Here is a 20,939-nt window from a genome sequence, read left to right as displayed (position 1 = left end):
AAAATGAAGATTATTGATACCCATATTCATATTTGGGATTTTGAAAAAGCAAAATACACGTGGTTAGAAGGAAATAATTCTCCTTTAAATCGCACCTATGCTATTGAAGAACTTGAAGGCGAAAGACTCAAAACTAATGTGGAATATGGGATATTGGTGCAGGCGGCTAACAATTTTGAAGATACAGATTGGATGCTGAATGTGGCAAACCGAACCTCCTGGATAAAAGGTGTGGTTGGTTGGTTACCTTTGTTAGATCCTGAGTATTCCAAAGCAATCTTGCAGAATAAATATCAAAAGAACTTATATTTTAAAGGTGTTAGACACCTCATTCACGATGAAAAGGATGCCAGGTGGTTATTACAGCCAAAGGTATTGAAGTCGTTACAGGTGCTCGCTAAACACCAAATTCCATTTGATGTGGTAGGGGTTTTGCCGGAACACATCGAAACTGCGCTGGAAGTTTGCCGACAGGTGCCGGAACTGAAAATGGTATTCGACCACCTAAATCAACCTCCTATCAAAGAAAATCTGAAATTCGGATCTTGGGGAGATTTGATGAAAAAAGCAGCTCAAAATCAAAACTTCTATATGAAAATTTCAGGTCTGGGAACTACCTCCGGAAAACCTGAAAAATGGCGAAAAGATGATATTTCTGATTATATAAAATTCATTTTAGATCATTTTGGAAGTTATCGTTGTTTTTTAGGCGGTGACTGGCCAGTTTCTTTATTATCAGGCAGTTATTCTTATACCTGGAGACAGTATGAAGAAACGCTTCAGGATTTATTAAGTGAAGAAGAAAGGCGTGCCGTTTATTACGATAACGCAAATACTTTTTATAATTTAAACCTAGAAGATTTATGAGTGTAATTGGAGGAGTGGCATTTCATGCTATTGGAGCTGCTTTTGCAGCTTTATGCTATACACCGCAAAAGAAATTGGTCAACTGGTCGTGGCAAAGCTACTGGCTTGCTCAGGCATTTGTTTGCTGGTTTTTACTTCCGTTAATCGTAGCATGGATAACCATTCCTGAATTAATACAGGTTTTACACGAAGCGCCTTCAGATGCGATGTGGAAAGCATTTACACTTGGAGCAGCATATGGTGTGGGAGGAACTGCTTTTGGACTGGCGATACGATATATTGGTTTTTCACTTACTTACGCCATTTCCATAGGAATTTCCTGTGTCATAGGTACGTTGTTACCACCCTTAGTGAAAGGAGAATTAGGTGAAGTTTTGTCTCAATCAGGTTCATTTTGGATTATTTTAGGGATGTTATTAGGAGTGATAGGAATTGCACTTTGTGGAGTAGCAGGAAGGTTTAAAGAAATTGATATATCTGGATATTCGGGTAGTATTGATACCACATTTTCAGTAAAAAAAGGACTTCCTTTATGTATTCTTGCCGGAATATTATCTGCTTTATATGGCTTCGCGATAGATCAAGGACAACCTATTGCTGATATTGCTTTAGAACACGGTGCTGGAAATTTTCAAACCAATGTGGTTTATATTTTTTCAAATACCGGAGCATTTATAACCACTTCGATTTATTGCATTTTTCTACATAATAAAGAAAAAACTTGGGTAGAATATCATATTTTACAAAGCAAGTCTCTTCGATTAAATTTTGTCCTAGCGACGTTTACTGGGATGATGTGGTATTCCCAATTCTTTTTCTATGGACTGGGACATGTAAGAATGGGAGCCTATAAATTTACAAGTTGGGCAATACATATGATTATGCTGGTATTATTCAGTATGGTAGCAGGTTTGGTACTAAAAGAATGGATTCATGCCAAACGAAGAACAATTTTTTCACTTGTGATGGCTATAATTATATTGCTTTTAGCTGTATTTTCATTAACCATGGGTAATTCAATTTCAACCTAATGAGAGATCAAACTGGGATAATCATAATAGGAGCAGGTGCCGTTGTTAAAGATGCCCATTTACCCGCTTATCAAATTGCTGATTACAATGTGATTGGCATATTTGATATGGATCTAGAGAAGGCTAAAAATCTTGCAGAACTTTTTAAAATACCTAATGTATTTAAATCCCTCGATGAGGCTATACGATACAGTAATAGTACCACAGTCTATGACGTCGCTGTTCCTGGTAAAGAAGTTTTTAATGTTTTAGAACAAATACCTAAAGATTCAGTAATACTTATCCAAAAGCCAATGGGTGAAAACTTGAAAACAGCGCAGGAAATTTTAAACCTATGTCGTGATAAACAAATAAAGGCAGGCGTTAATTTTCAATTACGCTATGCTCCTTTTATTAGTAAAGCCAGAGATTTTATCATTGAAGGTAAGCTTGGAGAAATACATGATATAGAGATAAATGTAAATGTTTTTACACCATGGCATTTATGGGATTTTTTGAAAAATATTCCCAGAATGGAAATTCTTTATCATAGCATTCATTATATAGATCTTGTTCGATCCTTTCTTGGAAATCCCATGAAGGTTTATGCTAAATCTATCAAGCATCCTGAATGTAAAAATCTTGCACAGGTGCGATCTAATATTATTATGGACTACGGTGATTTTATAAGAGCTAATATTCTTACCAATCATAATCATGGGTATTCTCAAAAATATCAGCGTTCTTTTATAAAAATTGAGGGAACCAAGGGGGCAATTCGAATTGAAATTGGAGTCTTAAAGGATTATCCAAAAGGCAGGGATGATAAATTTGAATATATTTTATATGATGAAAACGAGGACTGGCAAGAAGAAAAAATCAATGGTACTTGGTTTCCGCATGCATTTATAGGTTCTATGCAAGAACTATTTAAGGCGCGCAAGAACAACAATTATATTCCCAATAATAGTGTGGAAGATTGTATTCATACCATGGCTGCGGTTGAAGCGGCTTACATTTCAAATCAGAAGGGTGGGGTTGATCCATCTTCATTAGAAGAATAAATATTTAATTTTAAAATAATATGATAGGTTTTGAATTAAATGTAAAAGGCGAAGTTTTTAAAGCAGCTTTATATAAAGGTGTTTTAACCGTTATTTTAACAAAACATCACGATACAATAGATCTTCATTTTGGAGGACTAGATACGGATAATGATGAAAATATTGATTGGTTAAATGCTACTTTAGAATTAGATGAAGAAATTAAAGTGAAAGTAAAAGATATCTTTGAAAATTCTGAACCGGAGCGTGTAAGACGAAAAGATAGAAAATCACAGGATGAGCTTGATCTTCAGAAATATTATAGCCTTAAGAAAAAACTAGAGGAAAAGGGCTTAATATGAGATTACTCTTCTTTACGATATTTTTCACCGGAATGTTTTTCAACCTAACTGCGCAGAATAGAAAGTCTGTCGAATTAAATTTACTAGACCCGCTACTATCAGAAAACGGTATTAAAATCACCAAAATTGAAGAATGGGAAAGTGTACGCCGGCCAGAAATTCTAGAAATGGTCAAAAAGTTAATGTATGGAATTTCCCCTGAAGCTCCTCACGAACTCAAAATTATAGTTTTTGATCAATCAGAAAATGCTTTAAAGGGAAAAGCGATTCGGAAGCAAGTGGCTGTATATATACCAGGGAAAACCGATTACCATTTACTAGATTTATTGATTTATCTACCTAAAAACATTAAACCCGCACCGGTATTTTTAGGATTAAATTTTCAGGGAAATCATGCAGTTAATTCAGATCCCAAAATTCGTTTATCAGACAAGTGGGTTTGGATAGGAGCAGGGGGCTCAATTAAAAATCATCCAACCGAAAAATCTCGTGGTGCAGTTTCGAGTCGCTGGCCGATAGAAATGATTTTGGAAAAAGGTTATGGTGTAGCTACGGTTTATGCGGGCGATCTTGATCCGGATTATTTTGATGATTTTAAAAACGGAATACATGCTTTATATCCAGAATTGCAAAATAGAGAAGATAATTTTAGCACTATGGGTGCCTGGGCTTGGGGATTGAGTCGTTGTATGGATTATTTTGAAACTGACGAAGATATTGATTCTGAAAAAATAGCCGTTTTAGGATTTTCTAGGATGGGAAAAGCAGCTATTTGGGCTGGAGCCAAAGATCAACGCTTTGGAATGGTTATCAGTAATGAATCCGGCGGAGGCGGAGCTGCACTTTCTAAACGCAAAGTGGGAGAAGATCTAGCTCGTTTGAATAATGGCAATAAGCATTGGTTTAGTAAAAAGTTTAAAGAGTTTAATCTAAATGAAGAAAAATTACCTTTTGATCAGCATATGGTGCTTTCTCTTATAGCGCCAAGACCAGTTTATATTGCTAGTGCTGAAGGCGATCCCGGATCAGATCCAGAAGGCGAATTTCTTTCGGCAAAATTAGCTTCTCCGATATATAATCTTTTTGGAATAGAAGCTTTTACAACTACGCAATTTCCGGAAATAAATCAACCCATACTTAAAAAAGGAATGGGATACCATATTCGATCGGGAACACATGATATTACTAAATACGACTGGGAACAATTCTTAAAATTTGCTGATTTGAACTGGAAATAGAATCTTCAAGTAAGTACAGGATAGCTATAAAGCTTTAGTGTCTTATATTGTCTTACTGTTCAGTCAAACCTAGTTTCAATGAAAAAATTATATATCTCTTTTGTGTTCTTGATATTTTCAATATGCATTTCATGCTCTAATAAGGTGGGAAAGAAAACGTATAAAAAAAGGGAGATTACTAATGCAGTGATGGAAGAGATTTATAACGAGATCAAAACCCCTTATAAATACGGTTTGGTGATGGTTCCTGAAGATAATTCTTATAAAATGGATTGTCCTAGTGTGTATAAAATTGACGATATCTGGTATATGACTTACCTTATTTATGATGGTAGAGGGTATGAAACATGGATGGCTAAAAGTGAAAATTTGCTGGATTGGGAACACCTAGGCAAGGTTATGTCTTTTTCAAACGATACGACCCAATGGGATAGAAATCAAAAGGCAGGATATATCGCTTTACAAGATCCAACATGGGGTGGTAGTTATGAATGGAATACATATGATCATAAATATTGGATGAGCTATTTTGGAGGTGATAGTGAAGGTTATGAAGCCGGCACCTTATCGCTAGGCATGGCTTATTCTGAAAAAGTACCTAATAAACCAGTTGAATTTGAAAGACTGCCAAAACCTATACTTACACCACATGATCAAGATGCCAGATGGTATGATAACAGTACGATGTATAAGGAAACTGTGATAAGAGATTTTCAAGGAGAAACAGGTCACGAATTTATTATGTATTACAATGCCCGTGGAGATAGTTTAAATCCGGGAAAAGGTGCAGAAAGAATAGCCATGGCAGTTTCTGATAATATGAAAGATTGGAAGCGTTACGGTAATAAGCCATTAATCAATCACCATACAGGGATTTCAGGAGATCCATATATTCAACGGATTAATGATACCTGGGTAATGTTTTATTTTGGCGCCTTCTGGAAGGAGGGCGCGTTTAATAGATTTGCTGTTTCCAACGATTTAATTAACTGGAAAGACTGGGAAGGAGAAGATCTCATTGCGCCATCAGAGCCTTATGATGAATCTTTTGCGCATAAATCTTTTGTGGTAAAGCATGACGGGGTGGTTTATCATTTCTATTGTGCAGTAAACAAGCCATTTCAGCGTGGTATCGCTGTAGCAACTTCCAAAGATTTAGGAAAAAGTGAACTTCATTTTGTAGCCCCTGATGAGAAAAAGAAAAATTAAGAATTTTTATTTTATAGTTTTAGTCTGTACATGTTTGTCAACATTTGGTCAAACGGTTACCGGAGAAAAGGCAGGGATACCAGAATTACCGCAAATTTATAAACCTAATCCCTGGGAGAATCCTTTGGTAACCAGTATCAATCGCGAACCAGCAAGAGCTACAGCTTATTCCTATAAAAATATTGAAGATGCATTAATTGGTGATCGAAACAGAAGTCGATTGAAAATGCTCAATGGCCAATGGCATTTTAAATATGCTGTAAACTTTCAAAATGGGCCATCAGAATTTTATAGAAAGCAAGTAAAAAATTGGGATACAATTGAAGTTCCTTCAAACTGGGAATTAAAGGGATACGATATCCCTATTTACAAAAGTGCAGTGTATCCTTTCCGTCCTATAAATCCACCGTCAGTACCAAAAGTTACTAATGGAGTGGGGTCTTATCAAAGAAATTTCACCGTTCCGGTAGATTGGAAAGATCATATTATTACGTTGCATTTTGGCGGTGTAAGCTCAGCCTTTAAAGTATGGATTAATGGTGACTTTTTAGGATATGGTCAAGATAGTTTTTTACCATCAGAATTTAATATTACACCTTATTTAAAAGAAGGTGAAAATACACTTTCGGTACAAGTGTTACGTTGGAGCGATGGATCCTATTTAGAAGATCAGGATCATTGGCGATTAAGTGGTATTCAACGAGAAGTATTTCTTATGGCTGAACCTAAATTGCATATAGAAGACTTTTTCTTTCAAGGAAAATTGGATAAAAATTATACTGATGCTCTATTTCAATTAAGACCAGAAGTGCAAAATCTTACCGACGATACCATTAAAAACCATCGCCTAGAAGTTCAGTTATACGATCCAGAGAATCATCCTGTTTTTGAAAAAGCTTTGGATACGGCGGTTTCAGAAATAATTAATGAAAGTTATCCCAGATTGGATAATGTAAGGTTCGGTTTTTTTGAAAAGCAAATAAAAAATCCAAAAAAATGGAGTGCTGAGGTTCCGAATCTTTACACTCTGTTAATGATTTTAAAGGATGCTGAAGGAAATATTTCTGAAGTAAAAGCATCAAAAATAGGATTTCGATCTATCGAATTTTCTAAAGAAGATAGCAAATTATTGATTAACGGAAAAGAGACCTATGTCTACGGAGTAAATCGTCATGATCATCATCCGGTTAGAGGAAAAGCAATGACTCGCAAAGATATGGAAGAGGATATTAAAACCATCAAAAGGTTTAATTTCAACTTGATACGTACCAGCCATTACCCCAACGACCCGTATATTTATGAGTTATGCGATAAATATGGTTTGATGGTAATGGATGAGGCTAATTTAGAAACTCATGGAATTGGAGGTAAATTAAGTAATGATCCCGAATGGAATCACGCCTATATGGAGCGGATGACAAGAATGGTTGAACGTGATAAGAACCATCCCAGCATTATATTCTGGAGTTTGGGTAATGAGGCTGGTACCGGCCCCAATCATGCTTCGATGGCCGGCTGGACCCACGATTTTGATATTACCAGACCTGTACATTACGAACCCGCCCAAGGTGATCCGCGCTTAGCGGGGTATCTGGATCCTCTAGATGAAGGTTATCCTTCTACCGGTGACCATTCACATCGTTTTGAGAATCCTAAAGATGCACCTTATGTAGATATGGTGAGTCGATTTTATCCCGGAGTATTTACACCAAAATTTCTGGTAGATAGCAAGGCTGATACCAAGCCAATTATTTTTGTAGAGTATTCTCATTCTATGGGAAATTCAACAGGGAATTTAAAAGAATTATGGGATGAATTTCGTTCGCTTCCAAGAGTGATAGGTGGTTGCATTTGGGATTATAAAGATCAGGGATTACTAAAAAACGATCCTAAAACAGAAAAAGATTTCTATGCTTATGGCGGTGATTATGGTGAAAAATTACATGATGGTAATTTTAATATTAATGGTATTGTTGCGTCAGATGGTCGACCAAAAGCTGCGATGTATGAAAATAAATGGGTCTACCAACCTGCGAGCAGCAAATTGATTAATAAAAATACGTTACAAGTTACCAACCGAAATCCAGTACAAAATTTATCGGTTTACGATGTTGCTTTGATCCTTGTTAAAGATGGTGAAATTGCTAAAGAAAAAATAGTCAAGCCTTTGGATGTTGCTCCTGGCGATACTATAAATATAAACCCTTCATTATTTGTATCAAAGCTTGAAAAAGAATCTGAGTATTTATTGAATATTGAGTTTCGGTTAAAAGAAAATAAAGCTTGGGCTGAAAAGGGATTTGTAGTAGCTTCAGATCAATTTATAATACAGTCTAAACCAGAAATTCAGCCGAATTTCAATGAAAAATTAAATGTTCAAGTTTCTGAAGATTCAGAAAAAGCTATCGTGAAATCGGAATATTTTGAAGCCGAATTTGATAAGAAAAATGGAGCTTTATCTTCCTTAATAATCGATGGAGAAGAACAGGTTTTCTCTCCATTACTACCAAATTTTGTACGTCCGTTAACAGATAATGATCGAAAAGGATGGAAACCAAATAAAGTATTGAAGCAATGGTACAAGACTGAACCCAAATTGGTCGATTTCAAAGTGAATTCCGATAAACAATCGGTAACTATCCTTAGTCACTACGAGGTCATTAAGGATAGCGCAACGCTAACAATAACTTACGAAATTTTGCCTGAGGCTTTAATCAAAGTAGATTATTCCCTAAATGCTTCTAAACAATTACCAAATATTCCGAAAATTGGTATGCAGCTAGGAATCAAGAAAAATCATGATTTGGTGAATTGGTATGGCAAAGGGCCCATGGAAAATTATAGTGATCGAAATCATGGCTTTGGCGTAGGTAAATATTCAAAAAAGCTTAACGAATTTGTAGAACCTTATGTGATGCCACAGGAAAACGCTAATCGTACAGAAATTCGTTGGATGGCATTAACGACTTCAAATAAAAATAAAGGCCTTTTAGTTGTTGCTCAACAAAAAACATTGAGCATGAGTGCCTGGCCATATACTCAGGAAAATTTAGATGATGCTAAGCATACTATAGATTTGAAGAATCCCGGTTATATAACCTTAAATATCGATTTAAAACAAATGGGTGTGGGAGGAAATGATAGTTGGTCTCCTGTTGGTCAACCTTTGGAAAAGTATCAAATCCCTTCGCAAAATTACGAGTATAGTTTTTTTCTGAAGCCTTTTAAAAAGGGAACAAATTTAAAAGACAATTTGCAAAAGTTTAAGTATTGATGATTAAAAAAAGCTTCATTTATATTGCTTTATTATTGGCTGTTTTCATTACAACAACTTTGTTTTCACAGGAAAAAGACGAAGCCTACGAAAATTCTAAACCCTGGGTGTACTGGTATTGGATGAATAGTGCTTATTCTAAAAAGGGGATTACAGCTGATTTAGAAGCGATGAAAGATGCGGGGATTGCCGGTGCTTATTTAATGACCATCAAAGGCCCTACAGATCCGCCTTTAATAAATCCTCCTATCTTACAATTAAGCGAGGAGTTTTGGGAAATGGTTGGTTTTGCAATTGAAGAAGCAAATCGTTTAGATCTGAAAATAGCCATGCATGCAGCCGATGGTTTTGCCGTTGCAGGTGGCCCTTGGATAAAACCAGAACAATCTATGCAAAAAGTGGTTTGGACAGATACTGTTGTTAGTGGAGGGAATAAACTTAATCTCAATTTAAAACAGCCTGAAACTATTGAGCATTACTATAAAGATATCGCTACGTTTGCCATTCCACAATATTCAGAAGAAATAACATCTAGTGATAAATCGCCAAAATTAACATCTACTAAAATTGATTTTGATGCTTCTTTTCTTAATGATCTTTCAAGTGAAGATGAATTGAAGTTGAGTGAAAAAGGATGGATTCAGTATGAGTTTAAAGAAGCCTTTTTATGTAAATCGATTTTAATTGAAAGTAAAGGAGTAAACTATCAGGCACATCGTCTTCGAGTTATGGTGAGTGATGATGGAACTAATTTCAAAGATCTGGGAAGGCTTACGGCACCGCGTCATGGTTGGCAAGATTCAGGAATTCCTTATACACATAGCATAGAACCGGTAAAAGCAAAATATTTTCGATTTGTGTATGATCCTGAAGGATCTGAACCTGGTTCTGAAGATCTCGATGCCGGGAAATGGAAACAATCCCTTAAGGTGAGTAAAATTATACTTTCTAATCAATCAAAAATAGGTAATTACGAAGGTAAATCAGGTTTAGTCTGGAGAGTAAGTCCGGAAACCACCACTATTCTAAAAGGTGATTATACAAAAAAAGATAAGATTGTAGATATTTCTGAATATATAGACAAAAAAGGATCATTAAGCTGGAATGCTCCTTCTGGTAAATGGAAGATTATACGTTTTGGACATACCACTACGGGTCAGGAAAATGAAACCGGTGGAGCAGGAAAAGGGCTGGAAGTAGATAAATTTAATCCAGATGCAATAAAATTTCAATTTCATAAATGGTTTGGGAAATCAGCAGCGATAGCTGGGGAAGATTTGGTTCCAAAAGTGCTGAGTATTCTGCATATTGATAGTTGGGAGGCAGGAAGTCAAAACTGGAGTACTGTTTTTAGAAATGAATTTAAAAATCGTCGTGGGTATGACATTGTTCCATTTCTTCCGCTTTTTGCTGGAATTCCTTTAGAAGACAAGGAAACTTCAGAGCAGATTTTATACGATGTCCGTAAAACTATTTCTGAACTGATTGTGGATAATTTCTTCGGAACCATGAAAACTGAAGCAGATCAACTAGGTGTGAAATTCAGTTCTGAAAATGTAGCGCCAACTATGGTTAGTGATGCATTAATGCATTTTAAAAATGTTGATTATCCCGGAGGTGAATATTGGTTAAAAAGTCCGACCCACGATAAACCAAACGATATGTTAGATGCCATTTCAGGAGGGCATATTTACGATAAAAATATTATTCAGGCTGAAGCGTTTACCGAGTTAAGAATGGACTGGGATGAAGACCCAGAGTTATTGAAACCAATGGCAGATCGTAATTTTGCGCTTGGTATAAATCGAATCTTTTATCATGTTTTTGTACACAACCCATGGTTAGATCGTAAACCGGGAATGACTTTAGATGGCGTAGGACATTATTTTCAAAGAGATCAAACCTGGTGGAAGCCCGGTAAAGCTTGGGTAGAGTATTGTAGAAGAGTTCAGTTTCAACTTCAAAAAGGAACTCCGGTAGTAGATCTAGCCGTTTTTAGTGGAGAAGAATTACCGTCTCGATCGGTTTTACCAGATAGATTGGTTCCCTTTATGCCGAATATTTTTGGAAAAGAACGAGTTATTTCTGAAAAATCTCGTTTAAATAATAAAGGACAGCCTACGGCAAAAATGCCTAAAGAAGTTACCTATTCTAAAAATGTTACTAATCAAAAAGATTGGGTGAACACCATGAATGGCTATAAATATGATTCATTCAATCCAGATGTTTTGCTCAATGACGCAAAGGTTATTGATGGGTATGTTCAATTTAAGGGAAATATTCAGTACAAGGCGTTAGTATTTCCCGGAAGTCGAAAAATGTCGCCTAATCGTATGATTTCGAAAAAAGTAGCCGATAAAATATTAAAATTAGTCAAAAAAGGAGCTACAATTTTCGTTGCTGAAAAACCAATTCGGATTTCAGGATTTTCGGATTCAATAGATAAATTGGAATGGAAAAAAACAATCGATGAAATCTGGAAAGGCTATAAAAACGATTTGAATTTAGAAGTTGGTAACTCTTGGAAAATAGGAAAAGGAAAAGTAATTCAACTTCCATTTTACGGGAAGAATTTTAATGAAATAGGCGTTGAGCCAGATGTATTGTTTTCTCAACTAGAAAGAGATGGGATTCAGAAATTTTCGTGGTCTCACCGGAAGACAAATAAATCTGAAATTTATTTTCTAAGCAATCAGGATTCCATAGAGAAAGAGGTCAAAGTTTCTTTCCGTATAATTGGCCAAAAACCCTATTTATATGATCCTGTTACTAATGAGACACGTCCTCTTAGGAATTGGAAAGAAGAAAATAAGCGTACGGTCGTACCCCTGAAATTCGCAAAAAATGCTTCGCTATTTCTTTTATTTAAAGAAAAAACATCTGAAGAGCAATTAGCGAAAGGAAAAAACTGGCATGAGTTTGAGAATCTCGATAATTTGGATGAAAAATGGATACTATCCTTTGAAAAAAAATATTATGGAGCAGAAAAAAATATTAGAATAGATCAATTATTCGATTGGTCTGATTCAGAAAATGATAGTATCAAGTATTATTCAGGAACTTCCGTTTATAAAAAAGAGTTTGTGTTTAAAGGAAAGACTGATGATATTTGGCTTAATCTTGGGGAGTTTTCAGATATAGCTGAAGTCATTCTTAACGGAAAAAATGTAGGTGTAATTTGGACGTTTCCGCATCGTATTAATGTTTCCAAAGCGCTCAAAAATGGAAACAATAAATTGGAAATAAAAATAACCAATACTTGGCGAAATAGATTAATAGGCGATCATAAATTATCGGAAAAGAAAAGCTTAAGCTGGACTACTGCACCTTATCGATTAAATGGTGAGAAATTACTTCCGGCCGGGCTAATAGGCCCCGTAAAATTAGAAACCCTGAAATAGCGCATGTAAGGACAGGATGCGAAATCTTATGTTTTGATGGAAATTTAGATTCAGGCTTAATTTATCATGCATGGATAGAATTACCGCACATTATCTAATAGAAACCCCTTATAAACTTGAAGATGCTGCTGCAGTACTTGCAGGAGAGCAATCCAGTGGAACTTTTGTAACTGTTCCAGGTGAAACGGAAACTTTAAAGAAAAGGTTTGCAGCTCGTGTAGAAGGCATAGAGGAATTGGAGTCTATAACACATCCCAGCATACCGGGAGATATTCATAATTCAAAATTTAAAAGAGCAAAAGTTAGTGTGTCTTGGTCGGTTGAAAATTTCCAGGCTAATATCCCCACCTTAATTTCTACACTGCAGGGAAACCTGTACGAATTACGACAATTTACTGGTCTTAAGTTAGATGATTTTGATTTGCCAAAATGGTATGAAGGAAAATTTAGGGGACCGGCCTTTGGTTCAGAAAAAACGAAAAACCTGGCTAATGTGAAGCCAGGAAGGCCTATGATTGGTACGATTATAAAGCCGAGCATAGGAATGTCTCCGGAAGAAACCGCAAAACTAGTGAAAGAATTGATAGAAGCCGGGATCGATTTTATAAAAGACGATGAGTTAATGGCTTCTTCTGCGAACTCACCCTTCGAGAGACGAGTAAAACTTATTATGAATGAAATTAATCGTTTTGAGCAAAAAACAGGGAAAAAGGTTATGTATGCCTTTAATATATCAGGTGATTATGATACACTGAAAAGAAACTATGATACAATTGTAGAAAATCAAGGTACCTGTGCAATGCTAAGTATAAACAGTGTTGGTTGGACCGCGGTTAAAGCTATCGCTGATAGAGGTGAATTATCTATTCACGGTCATCGTAACGGCTGGGGAATGATTAATCGCCACCCAATGCTAGGCATTAATTTTCCTGCCTATGCTAAACTATGGCGATTAGCTGGAGTAGATCAATTACATGTAAACGGAATTCGTAATAAGTTCTGGGAATCAGATCAATCAGTAATTAGATCTATTAAATCCTGTACATCTAGTTTTTTAGGTTTAAAAGACCTATTGCCTGTAGTTTCTTCAGGACAATGGGGAGGACAGGCTTTTGATACGTACAAATTTACAAATACCACTAATCTCCTTTATATGGCTGGCGGTGGTATTATGGCACATCCTTCGGAACCCGCAGGAGGAGTAAAAGCTTTAAAACAAGCGTGGGAGAATGCGGTTGTCGGTAAGACTTTAGAGGAGACGGCAAAAGAAAATAAAGAATTTAGGGAATCAGTAGAAAAATTTGGAGGTAATGCAAAAAGATAAGAAACTATTAATGGTTTTTTATGGTGATGATTTTACCGGTTCTACTGATGCCTTGGAATTTATGGCCAGAGCTGGAGCCAAAACAATGCTATTTATGGAGCCGCCATCAGTAGAATTATTATCACAATATCAAAATCTAGATGCTATTGGTGTTGCAGGTTTAACCCGTTCGATGATTCCCGAAGAAATGAGACGCACACTTAAGGAAGATTTTGAAAAAATAGCATTGCTCAATCCTAGACATGTTCATTATAAAGTTTGTTCTACATTCGACAGTTCATCAGAAATCGGGAATATTGGAGTTGCTATTAAGGAGGGATTTAAGCAATTCAAAAACCGTTTTGTTCCTATTCTTATCGCTGCACCTAATCTTGGAAGATATATGGCGTTCGGTAATTTATTTGCTCAAATGGGTATAGGCAGTGATGGAGAAATTTTTAGGATAGATCAACATCCTTCAATGTCCAGACATCCCGTAACTCCTGCTACAGAAGGTGATCTTCGAGATCAATTGGCTTTACAGTGTGATTTCTCATCAGGATTAATTAACCTTCTGGATCTTGAACTTTCTTTGGAGCAACTAAAAGATAAACTCAAACAGATTTCAAAAGAAAATAAAATTGTTTTTTTTGATGGACTTTATGAGCGCCAAATGAAAATTCTTGGCGAACTTCTGGAAGAATCAGTAGAGTATGATAAATCACTATTTACAATAGGCTCTTCTGGTGTAGGAAAAGCTTTAGGAGATTACTGGCAACAGAAAGGAAAATTAAATGAGTGCAAAAACTGGAAAGCTTTAAAGGAAAATAAAGCTGTTTTAGTGCTTTCAGGAAGTGCAAGTCCTGTTACAGCAGATCAAATAGAATACGCTTTAAAAATGGGTTTTGCTGAAGTTTTGGTAGAGCCAGAATTTTTAGAAAAGAATTTGGAAGATTTTATTATCAAATATTCCGATAAAATTATTCAATTTTTAAAAAAAGACATCAGCGTTATTTTTCATACTTCAAAAGGATCCAACGACAAAAGGTTGGGAGCAACAAAAGAAATTACTAATAGGCTAGGATGGGATGCATCTCGCACCAGGAAAGAGTTACCGGCGAAGTTTGGTAAAATATTAGGTCAGACTGCTCTGAGAGTTCTCTCAGAAGTAATGTTGGAAAGACTTATCATTGCTGGCGGAGATACTTCAAGTTATACTGCCAGAGAATTGGGTATTAATGCCGTTGAAATGATTGCTCCGCTTTACAAGGGCGCACCACTATGCAAAGCTTTTGCGATGGATTCTCCAATAAATAATATGGAGATTAATTTAAAAGGAGGCCAGGTAGGAGGCAAAGCATATTTCGTTGAATTACAGAAAGGAAAAATTGAAAATCAAATTAAAAATTATGAGTAAAAAATTAGCATTAATCCATACTTCAGCTACTTTGGTGTCAATATTTCAAGAGCTTGTCGAAGAATACCTGAAAGATAAAGATATTCAGATTTTTAATATTGTTGACGACAGTCTCATCAAGAATACGATAGAACGGAATAAATTAACTCCGGATACCGCTAGGCGAGTAGTAAATTATATTGGATCTGCCGAAGAAGCCGGGGCAGATTACATAATGGTAACCTGTTCTTCTATCGGTGCTGCGGTAGAGTCTTCAGAAATTTTAACTTCTGTTCCTGTGCTCCGCGTAGATCGTCCTATGGCAGATAAAGCGGTTTCTGAAGGAAAAAAAATTGGAGTGGTTGCCACGCTTCCTACAACTTTAGAACCTACAAGTGATCTTGTTCGGCGTAGAGCACTTGCTGTGGGAAAAGAAATAGAACTGACTTCAAAATTATGCGAGGGAGCTTTCGAAGCTTTGATGAATGGGAATGCGCAAGAACACGATAAAAAAGTAGCAGCTGCACTAATAGAACTTACAGATACTGTTGATGTGATAGTTTTGGCCCAGGCTTCAATGGCGAGAGTGGTAGAACAGTTGGATGATATTGATAGAAAAGTTCCTATACTGGCAAGCCCTCCAGTAGCTATGGAATATCTTGTCAGAATACTGTAAAATGAAAAAAGTTTACCAGTACGCTTTGTGGATAGGGGGAGCAGCAATTATTCTACTATTTATATTATGGTTAAGTAATGTTGTAAGTTTAATTGCACCGGTTGCAGTATTGGCCGCAGTGAGTATCGCGATAGGGCTAGGTTCATTAGAGAAACTTAAAACTTACCAATATACAGCGTGGATTATTTGCGCGATTGTTTGTGGGATGGTTTATCCTACGGCTTTTCTTAAATGGGGTGCGGTAGACCTAAGAAACCCTTGGTTAATATTGATTATTGTGCAATTGGTAATGTTTGGAATGGGAACGCAAATGAGCTTAAAAGATTTTAGAGGTTTGCGTACGATGGGAAAAGGAGTTTTGATCGGTTTAATTTGCCAGTTTACGATCATGCCAATTACTGGATTTTTACTTGCTAAATTATTTGATTTTGAACCTGAAATAGCTGCCGGTATAATTTTGATAGGATCCTGCTCTAGTGGTCTAGCCTCTAATGTTATGGTTTATCTGGCTAATGCAAACTTAACTTTGTCTATTACGCTTACAGCTGTTGCAACTTTAATAGCACCTTTAATGACACCTTTTTTGATGAAAATATTAGCAGGTACTTATGTAGAGATTAATTTTCTGGAAATGTGTTTTCAAATTATAAAAATAGTTCTCATACCAATTGGAGCAGCTTTGATATTCGATGGATTACGTAATAGTGATGGAATATTCATAAAAATAATAAATGCTTTTTCAGTAGTTTCCATTTTATGGTTATTGATTATGTATTTTGGATTTTGGGGATATTTGAATACAATATTTTCTGAGCATATTCTTAATTTAATAGGTCTTGTTAATTTTGTTTTCGGAGCTGTGTTGTTTGGAAATTTATATTATTTGCTTTTTTATATTTATCCCAGGATACAGCGCATTATGCCATTAATTTCAATGTGTGGAATTATCTATTTTACTACTGTTACTACTGCTGCTAGCCGGGATAATTTACTTGCCATAGGACTATTTCTGTTACTGGCATCTATTCTTCATAATTCACTAGGGTATACGTTGGGATATTGGTTAAGCAGAATTTTAGGTATGGATAAAATTTCATCCAAAACCATTGCATTAGAAGTTGGAATGCAAAATGGAGGTATGGCATCTGGACTTGCTGGGGTTATGGGGAAATTGGCTACATTGGGTTTGGCTTCAGCCGTTTTTAGTCCCTGGATGAATATTTCTGGATCTCTACTCGCGAATTACTGGAGAAAAAATAAATAGTCTGATCACTTAAAAGCCTTAGATGGCAAGTAGGTGCAGGATGGTTTGATATATAGAATGCTTAAATTTAGGATATCTAAGCGTTGTTATACATGATTTTTTTCAAATCCACATTAATTGCTATTTGCGTATTTTTTAGTCTTCAACTAAATGCGCAGATTAAATTACCTTCTTTATTTTCAGATGATATGATTCTTCAGCAGCAAGCCCAAGTTCCGATTTGGGGATGGGGTGAGGCAAACGCGGAATATCAAATATTTACATCCTGGGACCAAAAGACTTATAAAGCTAAAAGTAACAACAAGGGGAATTGGAGTGTAAAGATTCAAACTCCAGAGGCAGGCGGAAATTTTAAAATTACCGTAGCGAATGATAATGATACGAAATCAATCGAAAATGTTACCATTGGGGAAGTTTGGTTATGTTCTGGACAGTCTAATATGGAAATGCCTTTAAAAGGTTTTCCCGGGCAGCCAGTGGATGGTGGTAATGATGCTATTGTTACTTCCAGAAATAAAAATATAAGACTTATTACTATTCCACGAAATTCTAAAATTGAACCAATAAAAGATTTTGAGGGTGGCTGGGTTGAAGCTTCTCCAAAAAATGTTTCAAATTTTAGTGCTACAGCCTGGTATTTTGGATGTTTGCTCAACAAGGTTCTGGAAGTCCCCGTAGGGCTTATTCATGTCTCTTATGGAGGATCTAATGTAGAAGCATGGATGAGCCAGCAAATGCTAAAGGATTTTGATAGTATACATATTCCAGAAAAAACGGAAGATATTGGTGAGCCTAATAGAACAGCAACTGCATTATATAATGGGATGTTATCTCCCGTGATAGGTTACGGAATTAAAGGGACTATATGGTATCAAGGAGAGTCCAATTACGATCGTCCTTTTCAATATCAAAACCTATTTCCAAAAATGGTAAATGATTGGAGAAATGAATGGAACCAAGGAGATTTTCCTTTCTATTTTGCGCAGATTGCTCCATTTGATTATAGTGTATTCACACCAGATACTATTGTTGAAAAAAATAATTCTGCTTATTTAAGGGAAGCTCAATTAAAGGCTGCTAAAATAATTCCAAACTCTGGAATTGCGATTCTTACCGATGTGGGGGAGAAGGATAATATCCATCCTGCACAAAAAGAAAAAGGAGGGAAAAGACTGGCCTATCTTGCCCTAGCTAAAACCTATTGTTTAGAAGGGTTTGAGTATGAAAGTCCTGAATTTAACGCTTTAGAGGTTAAAGAAAAAAGTGTTATTGTGTCTTTTAAGAATGTTCCTAATGGAATTACGTCTAGAGGAAGAAAGGTTACTGGTTTTGAGATTGCCGGGGAAGATCAAAAATTTTATAGAGCTGATGCTGAGGTTCGACGAAAATCAGTAGTACTTACCTCTTCGCAAGTAAAGGAACCTATCGCTGTGCGATATTTATTTAAGGATTTTGTTGAAGCCCAATTATGGAGCACTGGAGGCTTGCCTATTTCTTCTTTTAGAACTGATGAATGGTAATATACAAAATGAAACAATTTTTTTTCATCATACTTTCACTGGCCTGTTTTATCCTACATGCGCAAATTCCTGAGTTAGCGGATTACAATCCTATTTGGACGTCACAAAGTAATAATAGTTCAGAATCTATGCCAGTTGGTGGTGGTGATATAGGAATGAATGTTTGGGTAGAAAAGGGATCTATATATGCGTATTTCTCGAGAAGCGGAACCTTTGATGAGCATAATACTTTTCTAAAATTAGGTCGCTTGAAATTGGAATTAGAACCAAATCCGTTTAGTACTGAAGAAGGCTTTAAACAAGAATTAAAGCTGAATAATGGTTTTTTGGAATTTAGCCAGAGTAGTACCAAAATAAAGTTCTGGGTAGATGTTTTTAATCCTGTAATTCACATGGATATTGAAAGTTCTACAAAAATTGAAGCATCGGTAAATTATGAAAACTGGCGCTATCACGATCGAGAAGTAAAAGGAAAAGCGAATAATGCCAATTCTTATAAATGGGCGCCACAAGGAAAAATCATTACATATGCAGATTCTATATTTTTTCATGAGGAAAAGATTCTTTTTTATCATCGAAATCGTTATAGTACTGTTTTTGATGTAGCTGTCAAACAGCAGAAGATGGAATCTGTCAAAGATCAGATGACGAATCCTTTAAGAAATCTCACTTTTGGCGGACTTATTCACGGTTCGAATTTCCAGCCTGCTGGAATCTACGAAGGAGTTTATCAGGATACCGATTTTAAAGGTTTTCGGCTAAAAAGTAAAAAGCCATCAAAGAATCAAAATATCCAAATTCAGCTGTATACGAAACAAACAGAAAATATTAAAAATTGGAAGTCTGCGTTGTTAAATTCTGTTCAGGAATATAAGAAAGATAAAAACCGAGCAGCAAAGAAATCGCAGGATTGGTGGAATGCATTTTGGGATCGTAGTTGGATCTACGTTCAGGAAACAAATTCAACAAAAAAAGATTCTGTATTTCAAATAGGACAGAATTATCAGTTATTTCGATATATGCTGGGATGTAATGCTTATGGGGAATATCCAACCAAATTTAATGGAGGTCTTTTTACTTACGATCCAGCTTATGTTGATTCTACGTATAAATTTACGCCAGATTTCAGGAATTGGGGTGGAGGAACTATGACTGCGCAAAATCAACGTCTGGTTTATTTTCCCATGTTGAAAAGTGGTGATTTTGAAATGATGACTCCACAATTTAAATTTTACCAGCGTATACTGAAAAATGCCAAATTACGCTCTATAGTGTACTGGAATCATAAGGGGGCGTCTTTTACTGAGCAAATTGAGAATTATGGACTACCAAATCCCTCTGAATACAATTGGAATCGCCCTGAAGATTACGATCCTGGAATGCAATACAATGCCTGGCTCGAATACCAATGGGACACTATTTTAGAATTTTGCATGATGATTCTCGATCAACATTATTATGCGAACATAGACATCTCTGAGTATATTACATTGGTGATGAGTAGTTTGCAATTTTTTGATGAGCATTATCAATATCTGGCAGGAAAACGAGGAAGTGAAAAACTGGATGCTAATGGAGATTTGATACTTTATCCAGGATCTGCAGCAGAAACTTATAAAATGGCTTATAATGCCAACTCAACAATTGCTGGTTTAAGGGTCATTTCTGAAAAACTTCTGGATTTACCGAAGCACTATTTATCTGATATTGAGAAATCATATTTAAAAGAATTCCAAAATAGAATACCGCCTCTTAATTTTCGAGAAATAGCAGATAAAAAGGTAATTGCTCCGGCCAAAAGTTGGGAACGAGTGAATAATACAGAGGTTCCACAATTATATCCTGTATTTCCGTGGGGAATCTTTGGAATTGGTAAGCCCGAATTAGATATCGCTAGAAATACTTTTAGACTTGATCCCGATGCTAAAAAATTTAGAAGTCATATTGGGTGGAAACAAGATAATATTTTCGCTGCACGATTAGGCTTTACCAAAGAGGCCGCTAGATTCACCAAAATGAAATTAGCAAATTCAGGTCGAAGATTTCCTGCATTTTGGGGACCTGGTTTTGATTGGGTTCCAGACCATAATTGGGGAGGTTCGGGAATGATCGGACTTCAGGGAATGCTTTTACAAGCATTAAATGACAAGATTTTACTTTTCCCTGCCTGGCCCAAGCACTGGAATGTTCATTTTAAAATGCACGCTCCAGGTAATGTAACAGTTGAGGCAAAGGTAGAAAATGGTGTGTCGGAAATTATAGAAATAAGTTCAAATTACGAGAGAAATAATATTATTAATCTTTACGAATCTTCAGAAGAAGAAAAAAGTAAATTAATCTTGGATAATGAATAATATAGGATGTAAAAGGTTAAGC

At 36.0% G+C, this 20,939-nt stretch carries 14 protein-coding genes; all 14 read left to right on the top strand.

Annotation, left to right across the window (positions count from 1 at the left end; genetic code table 11):
* Nucleotides 1-3: 3 nt before the first annotated feature.
* The 14 genes from PBT91_RS12285 to PBT91_RS12220 all read left to right on the top strand — a co-directional run bounded on the left by PBT91_RS12285 (nucleotide 4) and on the right by PBT91_RS12220 (nucleotide 20,917).
* A complete protein-coding gene (locus tag PBT91_RS12285) occupies nucleotides 4-867 on the top strand; it encodes an amidohydrolase family protein (protein ID WP_270058760.1) in 864 nt (287 codons plus the stop codon).
* Nucleotides 864-1,898, top strand: a complete 1,035-nt coding sequence (locus PBT91_RS12280) for an L-rhamnose/proton symporter RhaT (protein ID WP_270058759.1) — start codon at nucleotides 864-866, stop codon at nucleotides 1,896-1,898. The genes PBT91_RS12285 and PBT91_RS12280 overlap by 4 nt, the downstream gene beginning before the upstream one ends.
* Nucleotides 1,898-2,941, top strand: coding sequence for a Gfo/Idh/MocA family protein (locus tag PBT91_RS12275; protein WP_270058758.1), 1,044 nt, complete (start codon nucleotides 1,898-1,900; stop codon nucleotides 2,939-2,941). Before PBT91_RS12280 ends, PBT91_RS12275 begins: the two co-directional genes overlap by 1 nt.
* Before the next feature lie 20 nt (nucleotides 2,942-2,961).
* A complete protein-coding gene (locus PBT91_RS12270; protein WP_270058757.1) occupies nucleotides 2,962-3,282 on the top strand; it encodes a hypothetical protein in 321 nt (106 codons plus the stop codon).
* Nucleotides 3,279-4,520 carry a glucuronyl esterase domain-containing protein gene (locus PBT91_RS12265; RefSeq protein ID WP_270058756.1) on the top strand — a complete coding sequence of 414 codons (1,242 nt, stop codon included), beginning with the start codon at nucleotides 3,279-3,281 and terminating at the stop codon, nucleotides 4,518-4,520. Before PBT91_RS12270 ends, PBT91_RS12265 begins: the two co-directional genes overlap by 4 nt.
* 78 nt (nucleotides 4,521-4,598) lie before the next feature.
* The gene (locus PBT91_RS12260; RefSeq protein ID WP_270058755.1) at nucleotides 4,599-5,729 is read left to right on the top strand and encodes a glycosylase; all 1,131 of its coding nucleotides are present in this window, start codon (nucleotides 4,599-4,601) and stop codon (nucleotides 5,727-5,729) included.
* Between the two features lie 34 nt (nucleotides 5,730-5,763).
* Nucleotides 5,764-9,003 carry a glycoside hydrolase family 2 TIM barrel-domain containing protein gene (locus PBT91_RS12255; RefSeq protein WP_270058754.1) on the top strand — a complete coding sequence of 1,080 codons (3,240 nt, stop codon included), beginning with the start codon at nucleotides 5,764-5,766 and terminating at the stop codon, nucleotides 9,001-9,003.
* Nucleotides 9,003-12,404 carry a glycosyl hydrolase gene (locus PBT91_RS12250; protein WP_270058753.1) on the top strand — a complete coding sequence of 1,134 codons (3,402 nt, stop codon included), beginning with the start codon at nucleotides 9,003-9,005 and terminating at the stop codon, nucleotides 12,402-12,404. Before PBT91_RS12255 ends, PBT91_RS12250 begins: the two co-directional genes overlap by 1 nt.
* A gap of 70 nt (nucleotides 12,405-12,474) precedes the next feature.
* Nucleotides 12,475-13,728 carry a ribulose-bisphosphate carboxylase large subunit family protein gene (locus PBT91_RS12245; protein WP_270058752.1) on the top strand — a complete coding sequence of 418 codons (1,254 nt, stop codon included), beginning with the start codon at nucleotides 12,475-12,477 and terminating at the stop codon, nucleotides 13,726-13,728.
* Nucleotides 13,715-15,124: a four-carbon acid sugar kinase family protein gene (locus PBT91_RS12240; RefSeq protein ID WP_270058751.1), complete on the top strand. Its 1,410-nt coding sequence runs from the start codon at nucleotides 13,715-13,717 to the stop codon at nucleotides 15,122-15,124. The genes PBT91_RS12245 and PBT91_RS12240 overlap by 14 nt, the downstream gene beginning before the upstream one ends.
* Nucleotides 15,117-15,779, top strand: a complete 663-nt coding sequence (locus PBT91_RS12235; protein ID WP_270058750.1) for an aspartate/glutamate racemase family protein — start codon at nucleotides 15,117-15,119, stop codon at nucleotides 15,777-15,779. The genes PBT91_RS12240 and PBT91_RS12235 overlap by 8 nt, the downstream gene beginning before the upstream one ends.
* A gap of 1 nt (nucleotide 15,780) precedes the next feature.
* Entirely contained in the window at nucleotides 15,781-17,043 is a 1,263-nt protein-coding gene (locus PBT91_RS12230) for a bile acid:sodium symporter family protein (protein WP_270058749.1), read from the top strand.
* A gap of 92 nt (nucleotides 17,044-17,135) precedes the next feature.
* A complete protein-coding gene (locus PBT91_RS12225) occupies nucleotides 17,136-18,563 on the top strand; it encodes a sialate O-acetylesterase (protein ID WP_270058748.1) in 1,428 nt (475 codons plus the stop codon).
* An 8-nt stretch (nucleotides 18,564-18,571) separates the two neighbouring features.
* The gene (locus tag PBT91_RS12220; protein ID WP_270058747.1) at nucleotides 18,572-20,917 is read left to right on the top strand and encodes a DUF5703 domain-containing protein; all 2,346 of its coding nucleotides are present in this window, start codon (nucleotides 18,572-18,574) and stop codon (nucleotides 20,915-20,917) included.
* Nucleotides 20,918-20,939: the final 22 nt, after the last annotated feature.

This window comes from Zunongwangia sp. HGR-M22 (assembly GCF_027594425.1).
Taxonomy (GTDB): Bacteria; Bacteroidota; Bacteroidia; order Flavobacteriales; family Flavobacteriaceae; genus Zunongwangia.
Note: the sequence above shows the minus strand (reverse complement) of the source record. Positions and strands in the feature narration are given on the sequence as shown.

What these genes read in the sequence shown, in the direction of transcription:
- PBT91_RS12285 (WP_270058760.1), top strand. Translation starts at nt 4, where the DNA reads ATGAAGATTATTGATACCCATATTCATATTTGGGATTTTGAAAAAGCA.
- PBT91_RS12280 (WP_270058759.1), top strand. Translation starts at nt 864, where the DNA reads ATGAGTGTAATTGGAGGAGTGGCATTTCATGCTATTGGAGCTGCTTTT.
- PBT91_RS12275 (WP_270058758.1), top strand. Translation starts at nt 1,898, where the DNA reads ATGAGAGATCAAACTGGGATAATCATAATAGGAGCAGGTGCCGTTGTT.
- PBT91_RS12270 (WP_270058757.1), top strand. Translation starts at nt 2,962, where the DNA reads ATGATAGGTTTTGAATTAAATGTAAAAGGCGAAGTTTTTAAAGCAGCT.
- PBT91_RS12265 (WP_270058756.1), top strand. Translation starts at nt 3,279, where the DNA reads ATGAGATTACTCTTCTTTACGATATTTTTCACCGGAATGTTTTTCAAC.
- PBT91_RS12260 (WP_270058755.1), top strand. Translation starts at nt 4,599, where the DNA reads ATGAAAAAATTATATATCTCTTTTGTGTTCTTGATATTTTCAATATGC.
- PBT91_RS12250 (WP_270058753.1), top strand. Translation starts at nt 9,003, where the DNA reads ATGATTAAAAAAAGCTTCATTTATATTGCTTTATTATTGGCTGTTTTC.
- PBT91_RS12245 (WP_270058752.1), top strand. Translation starts at nt 12,475, where the DNA reads ATGGATAGAATTACCGCACATTATCTAATAGAAACCCCTTATAAACTT.
- PBT91_RS12240 (WP_270058751.1), top strand. Translation starts at nt 13,715, where the DNA reads ATGCAAAAAGATAAGAAACTATTAATGGTTTTTTATGGTGATGATTTT.
- PBT91_RS12235 (WP_270058750.1), top strand. Translation starts at nt 15,117, where the DNA reads ATGAGTAAAAAATTAGCATTAATCCATACTTCAGCTACTTTGGTGTCA.
- PBT91_RS12230 (WP_270058749.1), top strand. Translation starts at nt 15,781, where the DNA reads ATGAAAAAAGTTTACCAGTACGCTTTGTGGATAGGGGGAGCAGCAATT.
- PBT91_RS12225 (WP_270058748.1), top strand. Translation starts at nt 17,136, where the DNA reads ATGATTTTTTTCAAATCCACATTAATTGCTATTTGCGTATTTTTTAGT.
- PBT91_RS12220 (WP_270058747.1), top strand. Translation starts at nt 18,572, where the DNA reads ATGAAACAATTTTTTTTCATCATACTTTCACTGGCCTGTTTTATCCTA.